Genomic DNA, 17,325 nt, shown 5'->3' with positions numbered 1-17,325 from the left:
ATCATCGGACGACGGCAGATCACGCAAACAAGCGAGACACGGATGGCTCACCCGATCGAATCTCTTATCGAAACCCTGCTATATTATTTAAGCCGCGTGCATCACGATGACACAACGGCATCCATCGCAGAGCATGCCAGCGAATTACTAATGACGCTACTGGATCAGGGCACTTTCAGCGACGCAGCACTCACTCGATCTAGCAAGAACTGCGTCAAGAATAACAACACTGGGAATGCCAGCGCACTTCTTCTGAAGTGCAACCGTGAAAAATGGAGCTGGAGCTTCGTGGAGATCGACACCTCTTCAGAGTCAATCAGGCCATCAAACGACAACGCATCGACATAGCCACACTCGCAAATCGCAACCTCTCGCTTTTCCGCCAAACGGCGTCATCATCACGAGAGATCCGCCTATTCACAGCGCCAGCTTGCAGTCGTCAGATGCCGACGGCTAGCGTCGGCCTGGCCGCCGCATGAGCCACCTCACGAAACACCCAACCTCAGTGTCGATCAAACCGGCAGCAGTTCAACGTCTGACTCAATTCGAATGAAGCGATCAATGACTCGATTCAAGTCTCCAGAGCGCAATCCAGCCACATCGGCCCCGGCTGATACACTCTAAGCAAGCTAATCTAACGGCAGCCTAGGCAAATGTTTGCATTATTTGGCAAGCGCCCCATCTGGACAAAGCCCCCCCGCTGAGGCGAGCGGATTGGGCTCATCGTCATCCAAAATAAGGAAACCAATGGCTCGATTTTTCTATGACGCCGACTCGACCCGGCCATATGTCGGCTTGAATGTCGCCCGCCAGATGCTAGCGCAAATCGATGAAGCCCGCTTGCAGCTCCGGCTGAGCCGCGCGGAGTTCGTGAGGCAGGCAATCGCCGCATATCTGGCGCGGCCACCAGCGCGGAGATGATCCACAAGCAGAAAGCAATTGGCACGTTCTAATAGAAATCCCGGCGCTGCGAACGCCGGGCCCGTTTCCACATCTCAGACATGGAAATAATAACGCAGATGTTCAAGAAATACAAGCATCACAACGACAACCATGAGGCAGTGATCAAGTCGCCAGACGGCATCGATATCAAGATCACGCCCGGCGCCAAATGGAAGTTTACGAGAGCAGTCATGCGCGATCAGACCCTGTCCGACCTGCAGAAACTGGTTCTCATACTCCTCATCGATAAGACAAATGAAGGCTTCGGCAAAAATCCTGAAATGTTCGGCTACGCCTACTTGGGTGTCAAAGCCATCGCCAAGGAAGTCGGCAAGCGTGATGAGCGATCGGTGAAGCGCGTGTTGCGCGAACTGAGGACCGGCGAGATCATCGATCAGAAAACGATGGAGGTAAGAGAGACGCGTAAGATCTGGCTGACAGTCATGGGAGACGGCAAGGGCGGACGATCGGCTGTCAATCGGTACTGGCTCAAGGACTGGAACAAATTCGGAGCGGTCGCGCCTGCACCGGACGACGGTGACATGGAGGACTCCGAGGCAGCACGAAAGGTGGCATCCGCGCAGCGAAAGGGTGACATCGACGCCCGGCAAAGGGTGACATCGATGCGCTTAAAGGTGACATCCACGCAGCGAGACAGTGACACCATGCCACCCGACTCTTCTCAGGACACCCCCCTTCAACACACCTCAAAAGAATACACACAAGAGAACTCACCACAGCAACGAGATCGGGCGGAGTATTGGCCGGATAACGCGTGGGATCAGTTCTGGGACTTGTTTCCAAACAAGACGGCAAAGAAGATCGCTGAAGCCAGCTTCAACAAGGTCTCGGAGGCCGGCAGCGTGGAATTTGCCGATCTGATGGAGGGACTGAGGCTCTACGTGAACAAGGACGACTTCCGAGAATGGTGCATGCCTTCGACGTGGTTAGATCAGGGACGTTGGGAGGATCGTCCAAAGCAGAAACAAAAGATCGATCTCATGAAAGATTACCGGTCAAGGATGAAGTACGCGATCTGAGGTATCGCCAACGCGGTTAGGACGGCTGTGGATGAGATTTTGCGTCGGCAGGTTCCTAACCTCAGGCGCTGAATTCAAGTCGCACCAGCGCCCCCAAGAACGATATGGGCCGCGGCTTCAAACTCCACGTGCCTGCTGCGACCCTGGCAGCGGGTTTAAGCCAGATCCCGAAGCCTTCTTTGTGACCCTCCGTCCTGAAGAAGCGCCGGGCTCTCTCGTCGTGAAGCATATGTTGGAGCACAGGCGCTTGGATTGGCATTAAGGCGCCTCGAAAGAGTGGACAGCGACGAGAGGAAGGTACAGGTCAACGCCGCCGACGCCGACTTTCTATACGCATAAAGATCCGAATATTTCCTTCAGACGCCTGTCACCTCGGCTAGTCACTCCCTCACTCTTGACTTTTCGCAGGTATGCGCGCATAATACCTCGTAGATTGCCGGAGTTACATACCGGAAGATAGTTGGCGCCCACAGTGGCGCCATTTTCATTTCTCGAAATACTGATCGCAAACCAATGCCCGCTGGCCACCGCCACGCGGGCTTTTTTCGTTTCTGAAGTCAAAGGACCATCATGACCAAGCCCTCGCCCCTTAACTTTACTGACCTCACATCGAGTCCGATGCGGTGTATCTCGATTCTGGTTCCCGAACTGCTCCTAGAGCGGATCGATGATGCCGCGCGCGATCTTGATCCCTCAGCGCCCAACCGGTCGGCTTGGCTCCGGGCTGCGATGATCTCCAAGCTGCGCCGGGAGGTGAGCGATGCAGGACGTTGAAGACACGTTCGTAAGTGCATGCCGACGCATGGGCTACGCTCCTACCGCGAGCGCAATGCGGCGCGCAGGTGTCGTGCTGGCGGGTGCCACCCTCACCAACGGGATGTTTACCCTGCCGAACCTGGGGGCCATCAGCCCGGCCGACCTCGCCCGATCGCTTCGCGCCGAAGCGCCAGAGGATTTCGCTGACCTGTCGCAAGCTTCGCTACCACCGCACGGCAGAAACTTGACCGAGCGGATGGCCGCCGAAGTTGCCGCCTCACGGAAACCGCGAGCGCTGCCGTCTGACTGGGAGGCTGTGCGCCGGACCAAAGCCGGTCTGACCGCAGAATTCATGAGTGAGATCGAAGACAATCGGAAGAAGTGAGATCCAACATGCCCATCTATTCTCGCACTGCAAGCGTGCGATCGACTGCAGAGCTGGTCGCGCAGCTTCCCGCCGCCGTCATCACCGAGCGCGCTCGTCACCTTCTGGAACGCGACCGGCAGAATCGCCTCGCCCAGGCCAAAGCGGACGTAGAGGCCGCAGAGGAAGCACTGGAACGAGCCCGCCGCGTTGTGGTGGAGACCAAGACCCTCGACGCAGCCAGAGCCCGGCTGGCGGCGATTGAAAACGAGGTCATTGGTCCGCAATGACCGAGCGAAAGAAAGACTTACACCTAAGGGGTGATCGTACCCCCGCCTATGTCGACCGGATGACCGGGGCGGCGGAGCTTTCGATCTCACCCGCCACTTGGGATCAGTGGGTCAAAGACGGCCGGCTCCCTGCCCCCTGCGATGGCTTCCCTGAAGGGTCGCCGCGTTGGCGATGGGTTGATGTGGATCGCAAATTGTCCGGCACTCCGCCTATACTGGTGGCAGCCAACGACGATGACGAAGCGGCAATAAAGGGAGCTGCGTTCTTTGGCACGAAAGCGAACAGTAGGCGCCGTGGAGCTGCCTGAAGGTGTCGAGAGGGTCGTCGTCCGAAAGAGCGGCAAGTCCTACATCTACCACTATTGGAATCCCGGCCGAAACACCGCGAAGCAAGGCGATCGGGTAAAACTCCCTAATCCCGAGCTTTACCCGAGAGCTTTCTGGACGGAGATCGATCGACTGCAGAAGGTGGTCCCCACAGCTTGCCCGCCTGGGACCGTCGGCGACCTAATCGCTCGATATCGCGACAGCGAAGAGTTCAAGCAGCTCTCCCAAAGCACCCGGTCGAATTACGAAGTCCACATGCGACGTTTTGAGAACCGGGACGCATGGGGACTGGTCAAAGCGAAGGCCCTTCCCGCGGTGGCAGTACAGACTGCTCGCGACCTCATGAAGGAAACGCCGGTCATGGCCAACCAAATGTTGGCCGTCGGCCGGACCGTCTGGGACTGGGCCATTCCGCTTGGGCTCGCCCAGCTCAACCCGTTCGACAAGGTCAGAGATCTCGACATTCCCGACCGGGGCCATGTGCCATGGCCACTATGGGCTATCGAATATGCTCAATCGCATGCTTGGCCGGACCTCCGTCGTATGGTGAAGCTTGGGGTTATGACCTGCCAGCGCGGCAGCGACATGGTTCGGATGGGGCCGGAGCACCGAAGCGACAGCGGCCTGTGGTGTCGTCCCCAAAAGACCCGTAAACGACGCCGGGCCTTCTTCATCCCGCTCGCGACGGCGGATTGTTTCGAGATCGACCGGTGGGTCGAAACACCCCTGACCTTCACCAATTCGCGGTGGCTCCAGCCCATAGAGCGTCACCGGGACGATCTATATCTCTACAGCCCTAAGGGAGCCCCCTACACCCCAGACGGCCTCCGAGCCCGCTGGGGGCGTTGGCTGTCGGATACAGAAGAGGGACGCACCCTGTGCCAACGGTGGAAGGAATGGGTTGCCGTGCAAGTGCGAAAGTATGATTGGGATATTGATCCCGAAGATGCAGACCACCCGACGATCCATGGTCTCCGCGGCACCGGCATCCTCGCCCGATCCGAGCAAGGCTTCAACGTCGACCAAATCGCCAACGACATCGGAATGTCGCGCCAGAACGTCGAGCATTACATGCGGTTCCGGGATCAGATGAAGATGGCGGCGGAAGGCCAAAGGAAGCTGAAAGTCGTCCACAACAAGGACTAGACCGCGAACGAAGTCGCCGCTATATCAGCGGCACACCGAGGCTGATTTGCAAAACTCTACGGAGCCATTGCAAAACTTTCTCAAAAAGCGCTGAGATATCAAGCGCTTCGGTGGGGAATGGTGTAACGGTAGCACAACAGACTCTGACTCTGTTTGTCTTGGTTCGAATCCAGGTTCCCCAGCCAGCTCGCGGCGCCTTTAAGACGCGGTTTGTCCCAGCCTCATGACCGAGCTTCGGATCGCCGCGCTTCCGCATTGAGCACCCGTGGCAAGCATCGGCCCCGCTCGCCGCGGCTGTAAGGGCGCTTCTCTGCTGACTTTTCGCCCCGACCTACCTGCAATTCCGCTGCACAAAGGCATGTACCTCCTCGGCGATCAGGTCCTTGTCGTGGTCGATCGTGGCGACGTGGTAGGAGCGGTTGAGCCATAGCAGTTCGACGCGGTCGGAGCCGACATTGTTGGCGATGACGTTGGCGTTGTTGGGCGACAGCACGTGGTCGACCCGCGAGTTGATCACGAAGGTCGGGCACTTGATGCGGGACAGCAACGCGCGGGCGGTCGCGGCCAGGCCGATCGCGTGCTTCATGCAGACAACCGGCACCTCCGGATAGGCCAGCTCCTTGGTAGCCGTATCCATCATGTCGGAGCCGATGCCCGGGATGGTGTCTGGCATATTCCGCGCATAAGCGATCGACGCCATGTCTGGAGACTCGATCTGAGCCGCCGCGTTGATCGGGATCACACCGGCGACCTTGTCCGGATGCATCGCGGCGAGATACAGCGACAGCGTGCCGCCCATCGACAGCCCGGCGACGAATACCTTGTCGCATTTCGCCGAGATTTCGAGCAGCGCGTCTTCGGCAGCGCCGACCCAGTCGGCCGCGGTGGTCTTCGCCATCGCCGCGGGCGAGACGCCGTGGCCCGGCAACCGCGGACCGAGCACCGTGTAGCCGTGCTCTCCGAGCCGCTCGCCAAGATAGCGCATGCTCTGGGGGCTACCGGTGAAGCCATGCACGACCAAAACGCCGACCTTGCCTCCATCGAAGGAAAACGCTTCCGCTCCGGGCAGCACCGCATCACTCATCTCAATCTCCAACTCGTAGTGTGTGTTTGTTCAGGTCTGACGCTTCGAATACGCGATCGCCGCGACGATCACGATCAATCCCTGCAGCATCAGCTTGCCGGGCTCGCCGAGCCCGAAGCTGGTGAGGAAGTTGAACAGGAAGGTCAGCATGAAGGCGGCGGCGGCCGGCCCCCATACGCCACCTTTGCCGGCGCCGAAATTGATGCCGCCGAGGATTGACGCCGACAGCGAGTTAAGGGCGAGATCCTGCCCGATATTGACGGTGCCGACGCCGACGAAGCCGAGCAGGAAAAAGCAGCTCAGCACCGAGAACAGCCCGGACACCGTGTGGGCGGCGAGCACGATGCGGGCGTGCGGGATGCCGGACATCTCCGCCGCGAGCGGATTGGAGCCGACCGCGCGGACATAGCGGCCGAACACGGTGAAGCGGTCGACGTAGTACAGCGGGAACAGCGCCAGGATCCACAGGATCGGCGCCACGGGAATGCCGCCGATCCGACTGGTGACGACGTCGCGCAGGATCTGCGGCACGTCGCCGGGCGCACGAAACTGACTGAACGCAATCACCACGCCGGTCAGGATGATCGACATCGCCAGCGTCACGATCACGGCCGAAGCCCTGCGGACCGTGATGATGACGCCGTTGACGAAACCGATCAGCAGACCGACCACGACACACAGCGCGATCGCGGCGAGCGGCGGCACCGGCACTGTGCCGCTGGTCAGGATATAGCTCGTCACGGCCATGATGCCGGCGGAGGACAGGTCGATCGAGCGGCAGCGGATGACAAGACTCTGTCCGATCGTCGCCAGCCCGAGCGGCGCCGCCTGCCGCAGCATCAGCATCAGGAATAACGGCGACAGCAGATGCGGATGGGTGAAGTACGCGATGCCCAGCAACAGGGCGAGCAGCGGATAGGCCGGCGGCAGGCCGGCGATCCAGCGCCATGGCGAAACCGCCGGACGAGATTCGCGCGCGTCAGCCACCGTAGTCACAGCCCAATGACCTTTCGTTTCTGCAGCGAGATCGCGACCAGCAGCAGCACGCCGGTGAAGGCGCTGCGGACGAAGGGAGAGATTCCCATGAGGTTCATGCCGTTGGCAAGCAGCCCCAGAGTCAGGGCCCCGGTGACGGCGCCGAGCACGCCGCCGACGCCGCCGCTGAGCTGAACATTGCCGAGCGCGATCGCCGTGATCGAATCCAGCGCCAGCGGACCGCCCATGGTGGGGTCGGCGGAGGCGACGCGCGCCGACAGGAAAAGTCCGGCGCACACCGCCGACAGGCTGGCGAAAACGTAGGCGGCAATCGTCGACGGCACCACGCGGAGGCCGTTGAGATGCGCATTGGGCGGGCTGGCGCCGATGGCGTAGAGATGCAGCCCGAGCTGGCTGCGACGCAGCAGCACATAAGTGACGCCGATAGCGGCTATGCACCAGACCAGCGCAATCGGCGCGCCGCCGATATTGGCCTTGGCGAGCGACTGTAGGCCGGCCGGAATGGCACTGCTCGGCGCCGGCAGGATGAAATAGGCGACGCCCTGTAGAAACGTCGCCATGCTGAACGTCATGATCAACGGATGCACGCCGAACACCGCGGTGCCGACGCCATTGATGGTGCCGACCAGGACGGCGAGGCCGATGCACAGCGGGATGGCGGTGACAAGACTGTCCTGGGTCGACAGCACGCAGCTGGTCAGGCTGACTAGGCTGCCGATCGACAGATCGATGCCGCCGACCAGCGCGACGACGAGCTGGCCGAGCGAGCCGATCAGCAGCACCACGATCTGATTGACGAGATTCGACAGGTTCTCGCCGCTGGTGAAATGCGGCGCCGCGAAAATCAGGAAGATGAACACGACGATCGGGATGCCCAAGCTGATCGGCGAGGTGCCGAAGCGTGGATTGAAGACGCGAGTCATGGCACCGCCCTCACGCCGCATGATGATGAGACGGAGTGCCGCCGGGCAGCGCAAGATTCAGGATCGCCTCTTCGCTCGCAAGCTTGCCATCGAGTTCGCCGACGAAGGCGCCGTTGCGGATGACGAGAATGCGGTCGCACAACCCGATCAGCTCCATCAATTCGCTCGACGTCAGCAGCACGCCGCCCCCTTTGCCCGCGAAATCGCGGAGCAGCCGATAGATTTCGGTCTTGGCGCCGACATCGACGCCGCGGGTCGGCTCTTCGATCAAAAGCACGTTCGATCCGGCGGTGAGCCATCGCCCGAGCAGCACCTTCTGCTGATTGCCGCCGGACAGGCTGCCGACCGATTGCGACAGACCAGTCGCGGCCAGATGCAGCGACTTGGCCAGCGCCTTCAGGAGGTCGCGCTTGATCCGCACGCGTGACAGCGCGCGTTGGATCGCCAGAATGCCCAGCGACAAGTTCTCGCCGATCGGCAGATCGAGAAACAGGCCCTCGGTTTTGCGATCCTCGGGCACGAAGCCGATTCCCCGGCGCACGTTCTCGGTGCGCCCAAGGCCGAGATCGACCGCCTCCGTCACGTCACGATCGGCCGCAGCCTTGCGGACTTCGCCGGCGACTGGCGGCGTAACGCCCGCGAGACACCGCATCACGTCGCGTTGTCCCTGGCCTTCGAGGCCAGCGATGCCCAGGATCTCGCCGCGACGCAGCGTCAAGTCGATTGCAGCGCGATCGGCACGGACCTGCAGCCCCCGCGCCTCAACCAACGGCGAGCCGAAGCTGACGGCGCGGGGCGGAAACAGATCCTGGATCGAACGGCCGACCATCGCGGTCACCAGCGCGTTCGGCGTCATCTCCCGCGTCGGCCGGGTGAGCACGTGCTGCCCGTCCTTCAGCACGGTGACGGTGTCGCACCAGCGCGCGATCTCCTCCAGCCGATGGCTGATGTAGAAGATCGACTTGCCCTCTTGCTGAAGCTGCAGCATCAGTTGGCCGAGCTTGTCGACCTCGACCTTGTTCAGCGCCGCCGTCGGCTCGTCGAATATGAATACCGACGCGTTGGCCGACACGCCCTTGCCGATTTCGACGAGCTGCTGCTCACCGATCGACAACTCCGAGACGGGCCGCTCAGGATCAAGATCGATGCCGATCCGCCCCAACAGGGCCGCTGCATCCTTCAACATCTGCCCGTAGCGCACCATCATCATCCGGCGCGGTTCGCGGCCGAGAAACAGGTTCTCGGCGACGGACAGATTGGGCAGCAGCGTGAACTCCTGAAATACGGTGGATACGCCGTGCTTCAAGGCGTCCCGTGGCCCGGACAGACGAACCCGGCGACCGTTGATCTCGACTTCGCCGGCATCGGGTTGATAGACTCCGGCCAGCACCTTCATCAGCGTCGACTTGCCAGCCCCATTTTCACCGGTGACGGCGTGAATCGAGCCGGCGTGACCGGTGATCGAGACCTCCCGCAGGGCCTTCGTAGCGCCGAAACTGACGGAGACTCCGCGCGCGACAACGACCTCGTGTGCCCGATCAGGCAACGTCATGTGAGACACTCGATCACCGGGTTTCGCTTACTTGCCAAACAGCTCTTTAAGCTTGGCCTCTGGCAAGGTCGACGGCACCCAATAGGCGTCGTTCAGATCGGGCCGATAGTACTTGTCGATGTCCGCATTGGTGATCGGCGCCGGATCGGAGAAGTAGCCCTTGTACATCTGCTTGCCTTCGAGCAGCGCGACCGAGGCCCGCACCACAGCCGGGCCGAGACCCGGGGTGAACACCGGGGCGACGCTCTTGACGCCGGAGCTCTTCCAGATCTTGAAGAAGCCGTTGTTGCCCTCGCCGGTCATCGGCACCAACGGTTTGCCCGCCTCCTTGAAAACTTCGATGCAGGCGCGGGTCATTTCGGCGCCGGAGAACCAGATGCCGTCGACCGGCTTTCCGGAGAGCACCAGATTTTCGCAAAGCTGCTTCGACTTCGCGTAGTTCCAATCGCCGAACACTTCGGCGACGATCTTGATGTCGGTCCCCGCGATAGCCTTCTTGAAGCCCTCGTAACGCAGCACTTCCTCACCGACACCGGCGACGCCACGCACCGCCCAAATCGAGCCTTTCCCCTTCAGCTCCTTGGCGAGAAATTCGCCGCCGACGCGGCCGAACGCACCGCCGCCGCCGAATACTTCGAGGGTCCCGTTGAGTTCGCCGTTGCTGGCTCCGAACACCACCACCGGAATGCCCTTGGCGACGGCCTTGTCCACCTGCGCGGCCACCACCGGGAATGCGATCGGCGCGACGATCAGCAGGTCGACGTTACGCGCCATCAGATCCTCGATGTCGGCGACTTGCTTGGCAGGCTTCCAATCCGCCTCGAGCACCGTGAACTCGCCGATGTTCTTGTTGAGCGAGGCCTCGTATTTCATCTCCTGGAGCATCTGTACGATCCAGGTATTACCGACGCCCGGAAAGGCGAGGCCGATCTTCCACGGCGGCGCTTTCTTGAACTTGCCTTCCGGAATGATCTCTTTGGACGACGGCTCGATCAGGCCGGGCGGCAACAATTGGACGTCCTGGGCCCAAGCCCCGATCGACGTTACGCTGCTGACGAGCACAGCTGCCGCCAGCGAAACCATCCCGCGCGCAAATCTCTTCATGGATTTCCCCCCTGGTCACTCTGTCGTCCAGGGCGCGCGAGTCATCACGTCGAGCGCGCAGCCGAGCACGCGGCAGCCCATCACCGACGTCACGCCTGCCCGCCTTTGGAGACGTTCAGTACGGACAGCAGTTCAGAGCCTCAGCGGTGCCTGAGTGGCGCAATCGCGGGAAAACCCGCACCTCCCCGTTCGTTATTTTCGTTTTCGGTTTCGTATTGTTATCAGGTCGCAGCAAACGTCAAGAGACATGCGCGCGCGAGTCGCACCTGAAATACGCTGCGCTGCGGTGAAACAAGCCAATGTGCAGCGCACGGGTGAAGAGCGTACCGCTTACTATCGGCGGGCGGAGACCATGCTCCGCTCAGGAGGTGAGCGAGCCGTCTGCGCGGGAGTTGTCCGGCCCAACTAAGCGCGGCTGAACAAAAACATCATAGCGGACGGTCTTGCCGGGGATCTGATGCGACGGCTTCCGTACTCCCTGCAGCGCCTCGGCCCGTAGCGGCCATTTTAGCACCACCCGGCTGCAGCGCGCGGCGAGCGCCGCTTGCATCAGCTCGGTCATATCCGGGTCAGTCCCGACGATATCCCGCAGCAGCCGCATCTCCTGCTTGACCAACGCGGTCTTGGTCCGCTCCGGGTGCATCGGGTCGACGGTGACGACGTCGGCCTGCAGGGTCGGCAGCAATTCGCGGGCGTCGCCGTGCAGCAGCGTCATGCGGGCGACGATGGCGGCGAGCTCGGGGCTTTCTGCACGGGCCGCATCGAGAGCTTCGGCGAGCAGCACGTGGACCTGCGGCGAGCGCTCGATCAGCGTCACCGTGGCGCCCATGGCGGCGAGCAGGAAGGAATCGCGGCCGAGGCCGGCGGTGGCGTCGATGATGGTCAGCGCCCGTCCGGGCGCCATGCCGGTCGCCTTGAGCAGCGCGTGGCTGCGCGCCGCGCCGGTTCGCAGCTTGTAGCCGGTCGCGCCGCCGACGAAATCGACCGCCAGCGCGGGCCGGCCGGCCTTGGCCATCGCGTTATTGCAGGCTGAGCGCCACGAAGCGCAGCTCGCCCTCGCCGTTCGAGACCAGCAGCAGCACGGACTTCTTGCCGTCCTTCTTGAGCTGGTCAACACGCTTCTTGATGTCGGCGGCGTTCGCTACCGACTCCTGCGCGACCTCGACGATCACGTCGCCGGCGCCGAGCCGCTTCTCCGCAGCGTCGGAGCCGTTGTCGACGCCGACCACGACCACGCCCTTGACGCTGTCCTTGATCTTGTAACGGCCGCGCAGGTCCTTCGACAGCGCGGCGAGATCGAGGCCGAGCGCCTTCTGCGTCGCCGGCTTGTCAGCTTCCGGCTGCGACTTCGCCGAGGCAGGCTGCGGCTTGGCGCCGTCGTCGAGCCGGCCGAGCGTGACCTGCTTGGTCTCTTCCTTGCCCTTGCGGATGACCACCACGTCGACAGTCTTGCCGACGGCAGTGTCGGCCACGACGCGCGACAGATCCTTCGGCTCCTTGACGTCCTTGCCGTCGAACTTGACGACGACGTCGCCCGGCTCGATGCCGGCCGGCTTGGCCGGGCCCTTGTCGTCCACGCCGGCCACCAGCGCGCCGCGCGCCGGCTTGATGTTGAGGCTTTCGGCGATTTCGTCGGTGACCTGCTGGATGCGGACGCCGAGCCAGCCGCGGCGCAGCTCGCCGAACTGGCGCAGCTGATCGACCACGCCCACCACCGTCTTCGACGGCACCGCGAAGCCGATGCCGATCGAGCCGCCCGACGGCGAGATGATCAGCGTGTTGACGCCGATCACTTCGCCATTGAGGTTGAACAGCGGACCGCCGGAATTGCCGCGATTGATCGCCGCGTCGGTCTGGATGTAGCTGTCGTAAGGGCCGGAATTGATATCGCGGTTGCGGGCCGAGACGATGCCGGCCGTCACCGTGCCGCCGAGCGAGAACGGGTTGCCGATCGCCACCACCCACTCGCCGAGCCGCAGCTTGTCGCTGTCGCCGAACTTCACCGAAGTAAGCGTCTTGCCGGCCGGCGGGGTGAACTTCAGCACCGCGAGGTCGGTCTTCTTGTCGACGCCGACCAGCTCCGCCTTGATCTTGGTGCCGTCGTTCAGGATGACGTTGATCTCGTCGGAGTCGGCGATCACGTGGTTGTTGGTCACCGCGATGCCGGACGGATCGATGATGAAGCCGGAGCCGAGCGAATTGGTCTTGCGCGGGCCGCCATCCTTGCCACCGCGGCGGTTCTTGAAGAAGTCGTCGAAGAACTCCTCGAACGGCGAGCCCGGCGGCAGGTTCGGCTTGGCGCTGTTGCCCTCGCTGGACGAGCCCTTGGCGTCGACGGTCTGTGTGGTCGAGATGTTGACCACCGCGTCGATCACCTTCTCGGCGACATCGGCGATGCCCTCGGGTCCACGCGCCTGAGCGGGCGCGACCGTGAATGCGGTGGCGGCACCGAGGCACAAGGCCGTCAGCAGGGGCCTGATGCGAAGGCCGAAAGCGTGGGTCGCAGCGGACATGGTCGGGACGTCTCCTGAAGGAGGCACGGCGCCATCCGGCGCGGCCATCTGAGAACACTGCGCCCGGTCCGGGGCCCGGCGCAAGCATCGGAATCGCGTGAAGTTACTCTATCCGCGGCACCGATTGCGGCGAAATGCAGACGCCCTGGCTCACGATGGCGTTGAAAGCCAAAGGCTTGCCGGGTGCCCCACATCTGGCGCAAACGCGATCGCGGGAACTGAGGGTGAGAACGGGGACCGCACAAACAGCCCGAGGCGTCCGCTGTAGAACGCGAGCCGCAGTTCAGTGGCGGACCAACCAGATCAGCAACAGGCCGAGCACGGCGGAGGTCAGGCCGACGGCCCGGAGCACGTTGTCGGGTGTGGCGAGCGCGCTCTTCATGGCGCGCCGCATCCAGCTCGGGCTTGCGGCGAAGATCAGGCCTTCCAGCACAAACAGCACACCTACCCCGATCAGGAGGTCGGCGAACGCGAAAGACCTCATGCGACTTGCTCCTCCCGGCCGGCGGATTGGACCGCCGGCGCTCCGATTAAAGAAGAAGCGCGGACCCTGCGGCCCGCGCCCCTCGTCTTGCGGCTGTTCTAATCGACCGCCGGGGGGAACGCAAAACGCATTCCCGCCCGACAGCTATTCGCAACCGTGTCGCTAGCGCGGTGCGGCCGGAGCCGTCGGCGCTGCCGGGGCCGCGGCGGGAGCAGCCGCAGCCGTCGAGCCTGCGGCGCGGCCACCGGCCGTTCCGAAGAACCGGAAGAAGTCGGAATCGGGCCGCAGCAGATAGCGGGTATCCGAACTCTTCAGCGCGTTGTCGTAAGCCGTCATCGACCGGTAGAACGCGAAGAATTCCGGATCCTTCGAATAGGCCGAGGCGAACAGACGGTTACGCTCGGCATCGCCGGAACCGCGGATCTCTTCGGCCTGCGAGTTGGCTTCGGCGACGATCACGGTGGCTTCGCGATCCGCCTTGGAGCGGATCTCCTGCGCCTTCTGACCGCCCTGGGCGCGGAACTCGGCTGCCTCGCGCTGACGCTCGGTCTGCATCCGCTGATACACGGCCTGGCTGTTCTGCTCCGGCAGGTCGGCGCGGCGGATACGGACGTCCACCACCGAGATACCGTAGTTTTCGGCCTCGCGGTCGAGCTGGGTGCGGATCCGCTGCATCAGGCCTTCACGCTCGTCGCGCACCACCTGGATGAAGGTGACCTCGCCGAGCACGCGGCGCAGCGCCGCGTTGAGCAGCGTGGTGAGCTGGATGTTGGCGGCCGGGATCGAGCCGACGCTCTGGTAGAAGCGCAGCGCGTTCTTGATGCGGTAGCGCGCGAAGGCGTCTACCACGAGCCGCTTCTGGTCCGACGCGATCACTTCCTGCGACGGATTTTCGAGGTCGAGGATCCGCTTGTCGATGCTGATCACCGAGTCGATGAACGGCGCCTTGAAGTGCAGGCCCGGTTCGGTGACCACGCGCACCGGCTCGCCGAGGCGAACCAGCAGCACCTGCTCGGTCTGACGGACGGTGAACAGCGACGACCAGCCGACGATGATGACGACCAGGAGAACGATCAGGCCGACGATACCCGCGATACCCGCTCTCATCGGGTGCCTCCCTGCGTCTGCTGGTTCTGCTGCGTCTGCGCGGCCGGGGCCTGCTGCTGACGGCGCGGGCTCAGTTCGCTGAGCGGCAGATACGGCACGACGCCCTGGCCTGAGTTCGGCCCGGAACCGGGGTCATAGACGAGCTTCTCGGCCGGGCCGAGTACACGCTCCATGGTTTCGAGATAGATGCGCTCGCGCGTCACGTCGGGAGCCTTCCTGTATTCCTCATAGACGTCGAGGAAGCGTGCGCTCTGGCCCTTGGCCTCGGCGACCGCCTGCCCCTTGTAGCCTTCGGCGTTCTGGATGATCTGCGCGGCGCGGCCCTTCGCATCGGGGATGACGCGGTTGGCGTAGGTCTGCGCTTCGTTCTGCAGGCGCTCGAGGTCGGCGCGGGCCGCCTGCACGTCGCGGAACGCGTCGATGACCTGCTGCGGCGGATCGACCTTCTGCATCTGCACCTGCTGCACGAGGACGCCGGCGCCGTAGCTGTCGAGCGTCTTCTGCATCAGCTCCTGCACGCCGGTTTCGATCGTGGTGCGGGCGCCGGTCAGGATCGGCTGAATGTTGGAGCGGCCGATCACTTCGCGCATCGCGCTCTCGGCCACCGCCTTCACGGTGCCTTCCGGATTCTGGATGTTGAACAGGAAGTCGCCGACGCCGTCGGGCTTGATGCGCCACAGCACGGTGAAGTCGACGTCGACGATGTTCTCGTCGCCGGTCAGCATCAGGCTTTCCTCGGGCACGTCGCGCACCGTGGTGCCGCGCCGCGCCGGATCGCTGATCAGCGTCATGCCGATGCTGATCGTCGACACGCGCAGCGCCTTCGGCAGCAGCACGGTCTCGATCGGATACGGCAGGTGATAGTTCAGACCCGGCTGCACGGTGCGCACGTGCTTGCCGAACCGCAGCACCACGCCGAGCTCTTCGGACTGCACCCGGAAGAAGCCGGACAGACCCCAGATCGTCAGCGCGCCGAGCACCGCGATAGCGATGCCGAGGCCGCTGAAATACCCGCCCGGCAGCATCTGCTGCAGCCGGTCCTGGCCGCGGCGAAGCAGGTCTTCGAGATCAGGCGGCCGTGGACCCGATGATTGCGGCCCCGAGCCCCACGGCCCCTTCGGACCAGAACCCCACGGGCCTCCACCTTGATTCTTCCACGGCATCAAAAATCTCCTCGGCGGTCCGGCGATCATGCGGACCACTATTTGTGCACGGCTTTATAGGGGACAGCCCGGGCAGGCACAACGCGCGTCGTCTCACGTCGCGAACTATGTCTTGACACAGGTTTGTCAATGCGAAGGCGGACGCCGCCAAGGTTAACGTGCGGCGCAGCGTCGATAGGTCACATAGGTGAAATCGGCCGTATCATCGGGCCCTGCAGCATGCCGCTCGCGCGAGACCTCCTCCCACGCGGCCGGGTCCAGCGCCGGAAATCTGGTATCGCCCTCCGGGCTCGCATGCACCTCGGTCAATTCGATACGCGAGGCGGTCGGCAACCAGTGGGCGTAGATCTCTCCGCCGCCGATCACCACGATCTCGGAGGCAAAACGCCGCAGCGCATCGCCGGTTGCGACCTGCTCTGCGGCTTCGAACGACGGCGCCACCACCACGCCGCGCGCCTGAAACGCCGGGTCCCGCGTGATCACGATGTTAGTACGCCCCGGCAACGGACGGCCGATCGACTGATACGTCTTGCGGCCCATGATCACCGGCCTGTTCAGCGTGATCCGCTTGAAGCGCCGCAGATCGGATTTGAGCCGCCACGGAATCGCGTTGCCCTGCCCGATCACGCCGTTCTCGGCGACGGCGACGACGAAGACGATCGGCAGGCGCGAGGCCGCGGCCGCACTACTCACACTGCAACCTCGGCCTTGATGTGCGGATGCGGGTCGTAGCCGTGCAGCGTGAAGTCTTCGTAGCGGAAGCCGAAGATGTCCTTCACGTCGGGATTGATCGACATCACCGGCAGCGGCCGCGGGGCGCGCGTCAGTTGCAGCCGCGCCTGCTCGAGGTGATTGGAATACAGATGCGCGTCGCCCAGCGTATGGACGAAGTCGCCGGGCTTGAGGCCGGTGACCTGCGCCACCATCATGGTCAACAGCGCGTAGGACGCGATGTTGAACGGCACGCCGAGGAACACGTCGGCCGAGCGCTGATAGAGCTGGCACGACAGCTTGCCGTTGGCGACGTAGAACTGGAACAGGCAGTGGCACGGCGGCAGCGCCATCTTCTCGACGTCGGCCGGATTCCACGCCGTGACCATCAGCCGGCGCGAGTCCGGGCTGCGCTTGATCATCTCGACGACGTTCGCGATCTGGTCGATCGAGCCGCCGTCCGCGGTCGGCCATGACCGCCACTGCGCCCCGTAAACCGGACCGAGATCTCCGTTGGCATCGGCCCATTCGTCCCAGATCGTGACGCCGTGGTCGTGCAGATATTTGATGTTGGTGTCGCCCTTCAGGAACCACAGCAGCTCGTGCACGATGGCCTTCAGCGGTAGCCGCTTGGTGGTCAGCATCGGAAAGCCGGCGGCGAGATTGAAGCGCATCTGGTGACCGAACACCGACAGTGTGCCGGTTCCGGTCCGGTCCGTCTTCTCCGCGCCGTCGGCGAGGATGCGTTCGAGCAGGTCGTGGTATTGGATCATCGGGGGTGCTCGCGGCTGGCGCCATCCTCGCGACCGCCCAGCTCAGGGCG

The 17,325-nt window shown here is 63.1% G+C and carries 18 protein-coding genes and 1 tRNA gene; 7 read left to right on the top strand and 12 right to left on the bottom strand.

Going from position 1 to position 17,325, the window contains the following annotated elements:
- Window positions 1-42 precede the first annotated feature (42 nt).
- From ACFFJ6_RS24045 to ACFFJ6_RS24015, 7 genes are all read left to right on the top strand, one after another.
- The gene (locus ACFFJ6_RS24045; protein WP_378392698.1) at window positions 43-348 is read left to right on the top strand and encodes a hypothetical protein; all 306 of its coding nucleotides are present in this window, start codon (window positions 43-45) and stop codon (window positions 346-348) included.
- Between the two features lie 399 nt (window positions 349-747).
- Window positions 748-921: a ribbon-helix-helix protein, CopG family gene (locus ACFFJ6_RS24040; RefSeq protein WP_378392696.1), complete on the top strand. Its 174-nt coding sequence runs from the start codon at window positions 748-750 to the stop codon at window positions 919-921.
- A 98-nt stretch (window positions 922-1,019) separates the two neighbouring features.
- Window positions 1,020-1,982, top strand: coding sequence for an LvrA C-terminal domain-related protein (locus tag ACFFJ6_RS24035; protein ID WP_378392694.1), 963 nt, complete (start codon window positions 1,020-1,022; stop codon window positions 1,980-1,982).
- A 760-nt stretch (window positions 1,983-2,742) separates the two neighbouring features.
- Window positions 2,743-3,123, top strand: coding sequence for a hypothetical protein (locus tag ACFFJ6_RS24030; RefSeq protein WP_378392692.1), 381 nt, complete (start codon window positions 2,743-2,745; stop codon window positions 3,121-3,123).
- A gap of 8 nt (window positions 3,124-3,131) precedes the next feature.
- Window positions 3,132-3,392: a hypothetical protein gene (locus ACFFJ6_RS24025; protein WP_378392690.1), complete on the top strand. Its 261-nt coding sequence runs from the start codon at window positions 3,132-3,134 to the stop codon at window positions 3,390-3,392.
- A 294-nt stretch (window positions 3,393-3,686) separates the two neighbouring features.
- Window positions 3,687-4,865 carry a hypothetical protein gene (locus tag ACFFJ6_RS24020; RefSeq protein ID WP_378392688.1) on the top strand — a complete coding sequence of 393 codons (1,179 nt, stop codon included), beginning with the start codon at window positions 3,687-3,689 and terminating at the stop codon, window positions 4,863-4,865.
- A 111-nt stretch (window positions 4,866-4,976) separates the two neighbouring features.
- A tRNA-Gln gene (locus tag ACFFJ6_RS24015) sits at window positions 4,977-5,050 on the top strand.
- 146 nt (window positions 5,051-5,196) lie between these two features.
- Here the strand turns inward: ACFFJ6_RS24015 and ACFFJ6_RS24010 are convergent.
- The 12 genes from ACFFJ6_RS24010 to ACFFJ6_RS23955 all read right to left on the bottom strand — a co-directional run bounded on the left by ACFFJ6_RS24010 (window position 5,197) and on the right by ACFFJ6_RS23955 (window position 17,275).
- Window positions 5,197-5,949, bottom strand: coding sequence for an alpha/beta hydrolase (locus ACFFJ6_RS24010; protein ID WP_378392686.1), 753 nt, complete (start codon window positions 5,947-5,949; stop codon window positions 5,197-5,199).
- A gap of 30 nt (window positions 5,950-5,979) precedes the next feature.
- Window positions 5,980-6,936 (bottom strand): ABC transporter permease, encoded by a 957-nt coding sequence (locus tag ACFFJ6_RS24005; RefSeq protein WP_378392684.1) that lies wholly within the window; start codon window positions 6,934-6,936, stop codon window positions 5,980-5,982.
- 5 nt (window positions 6,937-6,941) lie between these two features.
- Entirely contained in the window at window positions 6,942-7,868 is a 927-nt protein-coding gene (locus ACFFJ6_RS24000; protein ID WP_378392682.1) for an ABC transporter permease, read from the bottom strand.
- Window positions 7,869-7,878: 10 nt separating this feature from the next.
- On the bottom strand, window positions 7,879-9,420 hold the full coding sequence (locus ACFFJ6_RS23995; protein WP_378392680.1) for a sugar ABC transporter ATP-binding protein: 1,542 nt from the start codon (window positions 9,418-9,420) through the stop codon (window positions 7,879-7,881).
- A gap of 27 nt (window positions 9,421-9,447) precedes the next feature.
- A complete protein-coding gene (locus tag ACFFJ6_RS23990; protein ID WP_378392678.1) occupies window positions 9,448-10,524 on the bottom strand; it encodes an ABC transporter substrate-binding protein in 1,077 nt (358 codons plus the stop codon).
- Between the two features lie 361 nt (window positions 10,525-10,885).
- Complete coding sequence (locus ACFFJ6_RS23985; protein WP_378392676.1) at window positions 10,886-11,539, bottom strand: class I SAM-dependent methyltransferase; 654 nt, start codon at window positions 11,537-11,539, stop codon at window positions 10,886-10,888.
- Between the two features lie 4 nt (window positions 11,540-11,543).
- Window positions 11,544-13,037 carry a Do family serine endopeptidase gene (locus ACFFJ6_RS23980; RefSeq protein ID WP_378392674.1) on the bottom strand — a complete coding sequence of 498 codons (1,494 nt, stop codon included), beginning with the start codon at window positions 13,035-13,037 and terminating at the stop codon, window positions 11,544-11,546.
- A gap of 283 nt (window positions 13,038-13,320) precedes the next feature.
- On the bottom strand, window positions 13,321-13,521 hold the full coding sequence (locus ACFFJ6_RS23975) for a DUF2065 domain-containing protein (protein WP_378392672.1): 201 nt from the start codon (window positions 13,519-13,521) through the stop codon (window positions 13,321-13,323).
- A gap of 162 nt (window positions 13,522-13,683) precedes the next feature.
- Window positions 13,684-14,628, bottom strand: a complete 945-nt coding sequence (hflC, locus tag ACFFJ6_RS23970; RefSeq protein WP_378392670.1) for a protease modulator HflC — start codon at window positions 14,626-14,628, stop codon at window positions 13,684-13,686.
- A complete protein-coding gene (gene hflK, locus ACFFJ6_RS23965) occupies window positions 14,625-15,791 on the bottom strand; it encodes an FtsH protease activity modulator HflK (protein WP_378392668.1) in 1,167 nt (388 codons plus the stop codon). Before hflK ends, hflC begins: the two co-directional genes overlap by 4 nt.
- Window positions 15,792-15,944: 153 nt before the next feature.
- The gene (locus ACFFJ6_RS23960; RefSeq protein WP_378392666.1) at window positions 15,945-16,484 is read right to left on the bottom strand and encodes a dihydrofolate reductase; all 540 of its coding nucleotides are present in this window, start codon (window positions 16,482-16,484) and stop codon (window positions 15,945-15,947) included.
- Complete coding sequence (locus tag ACFFJ6_RS23955; RefSeq protein WP_378392664.1) at window positions 16,481-17,275, bottom strand: thymidylate synthase; 795 nt, start codon at window positions 17,273-17,275, stop codon at window positions 16,481-16,483. Before ACFFJ6_RS23955 ends, ACFFJ6_RS23960 begins: the two co-directional genes overlap by 4 nt.
- Window positions 17,276-17,325 lie beyond the last annotated feature (50 nt).

The organism is Rhodopseudomonas telluris (assembly GCF_042432815.1).
Taxonomy (GTDB): Bacteria; Pseudomonadota; Alphaproteobacteria; order Rhizobiales; family Xanthobacteraceae; genus Rhodopseudomonas; species Rhodopseudomonas telluris.
Note: the sequence above shows the minus strand (reverse complement) of the source record. Positions and strands in the feature narration are given on the sequence as shown.

Bases quoted from the DNA above. Each gene is read 5' to 3' on its own strand.
- ACFFJ6_RS24010 (WP_378392686.1), bottom strand. From the start codon at position 5,949: ATGAGTGATGCGGTGCTGCCCGGAGCGGAAGCGTTTTCCTTCGATGGA.
- ACFFJ6_RS23980 (WP_378392674.1), bottom strand. From the start codon at position 13,037: ATGTCCGCTGCGACCCACGCTTTCGGCCTTCGCATCAGGCCCCTGCTG.
- ACFFJ6_RS24000 (WP_378392682.1), bottom strand. From the start codon at position 7,868: ATGACTCGCGTCTTCAATCCACGCTTCGGCACCTCGCCGATCAGCTTG.
- hflC (WP_378392670.1), bottom strand. From the start codon at position 14,628: ATGAGAGCGGGTATCGCGGGTATCGTCGGCCTGATCGTTCTCCTGGTC.
- ACFFJ6_RS24040 (WP_378392696.1), top strand. From the start codon at position 748: ATGGCTCGATTTTTCTATGACGCCGACTCGACCCGGCCATATGTCGGC.
- ACFFJ6_RS24045 (WP_378392698.1), top strand. From the start codon at position 43: ATGGCTCACCCGATCGAATCTCTTATCGAAACCCTGCTATATTATTTA.
- ACFFJ6_RS24025 (WP_378392690.1), top strand. From the start codon at position 3,132: ATGCCCATCTATTCTCGCACTGCAAGCGTGCGATCGACTGCAGAGCTG.
- hflK (WP_378392668.1), bottom strand. From the start codon at position 15,791: ATGCCGTGGAAGAATCAAGGTGGAGGCCCGTGGGGTTCTGGTCCGAAG.
- ACFFJ6_RS24035 (WP_378392694.1), top strand. From the start codon at position 1,020: ATGTTCAAGAAATACAAGCATCACAACGACAACCATGAGGCAGTGATC.
- ACFFJ6_RS23975 (WP_378392672.1), bottom strand. From the start codon at position 13,521: ATGAGGTCTTTCGCGTTCGCCGACCTCCTGATCGGGGTAGGTGTGCTG.
- ACFFJ6_RS23985 (WP_378392676.1), bottom strand. From the start codon at position 11,539: ATGGCCAAGGCCGGCCGGCCCGCGCTGGCGGTCGATTTCGTCGGCGGC.
- ACFFJ6_RS24030 (WP_378392692.1), top strand. From the start codon at position 2,743: ATGCAGGACGTTGAAGACACGTTCGTAAGTGCATGCCGACGCATGGGC.
- ACFFJ6_RS23990 (WP_378392678.1), bottom strand. From the start codon at position 10,524: ATGAAGAGATTTGCGCGCGGGATGGTTTCGCTGGCGGCAGCTGTGCTC.
- ACFFJ6_RS23995 (WP_378392680.1), bottom strand. From the start codon at position 9,420: ATGACGTTGCCTGATCGGGCACACGAGGTCGTTGTCGCGCGCGGAGTC.
- ACFFJ6_RS23955 (WP_378392664.1), bottom strand. From the start codon at position 17,275: ATGATCCAATACCACGACCTGCTCGAACGCATCCTCGCCGACGGCGCG.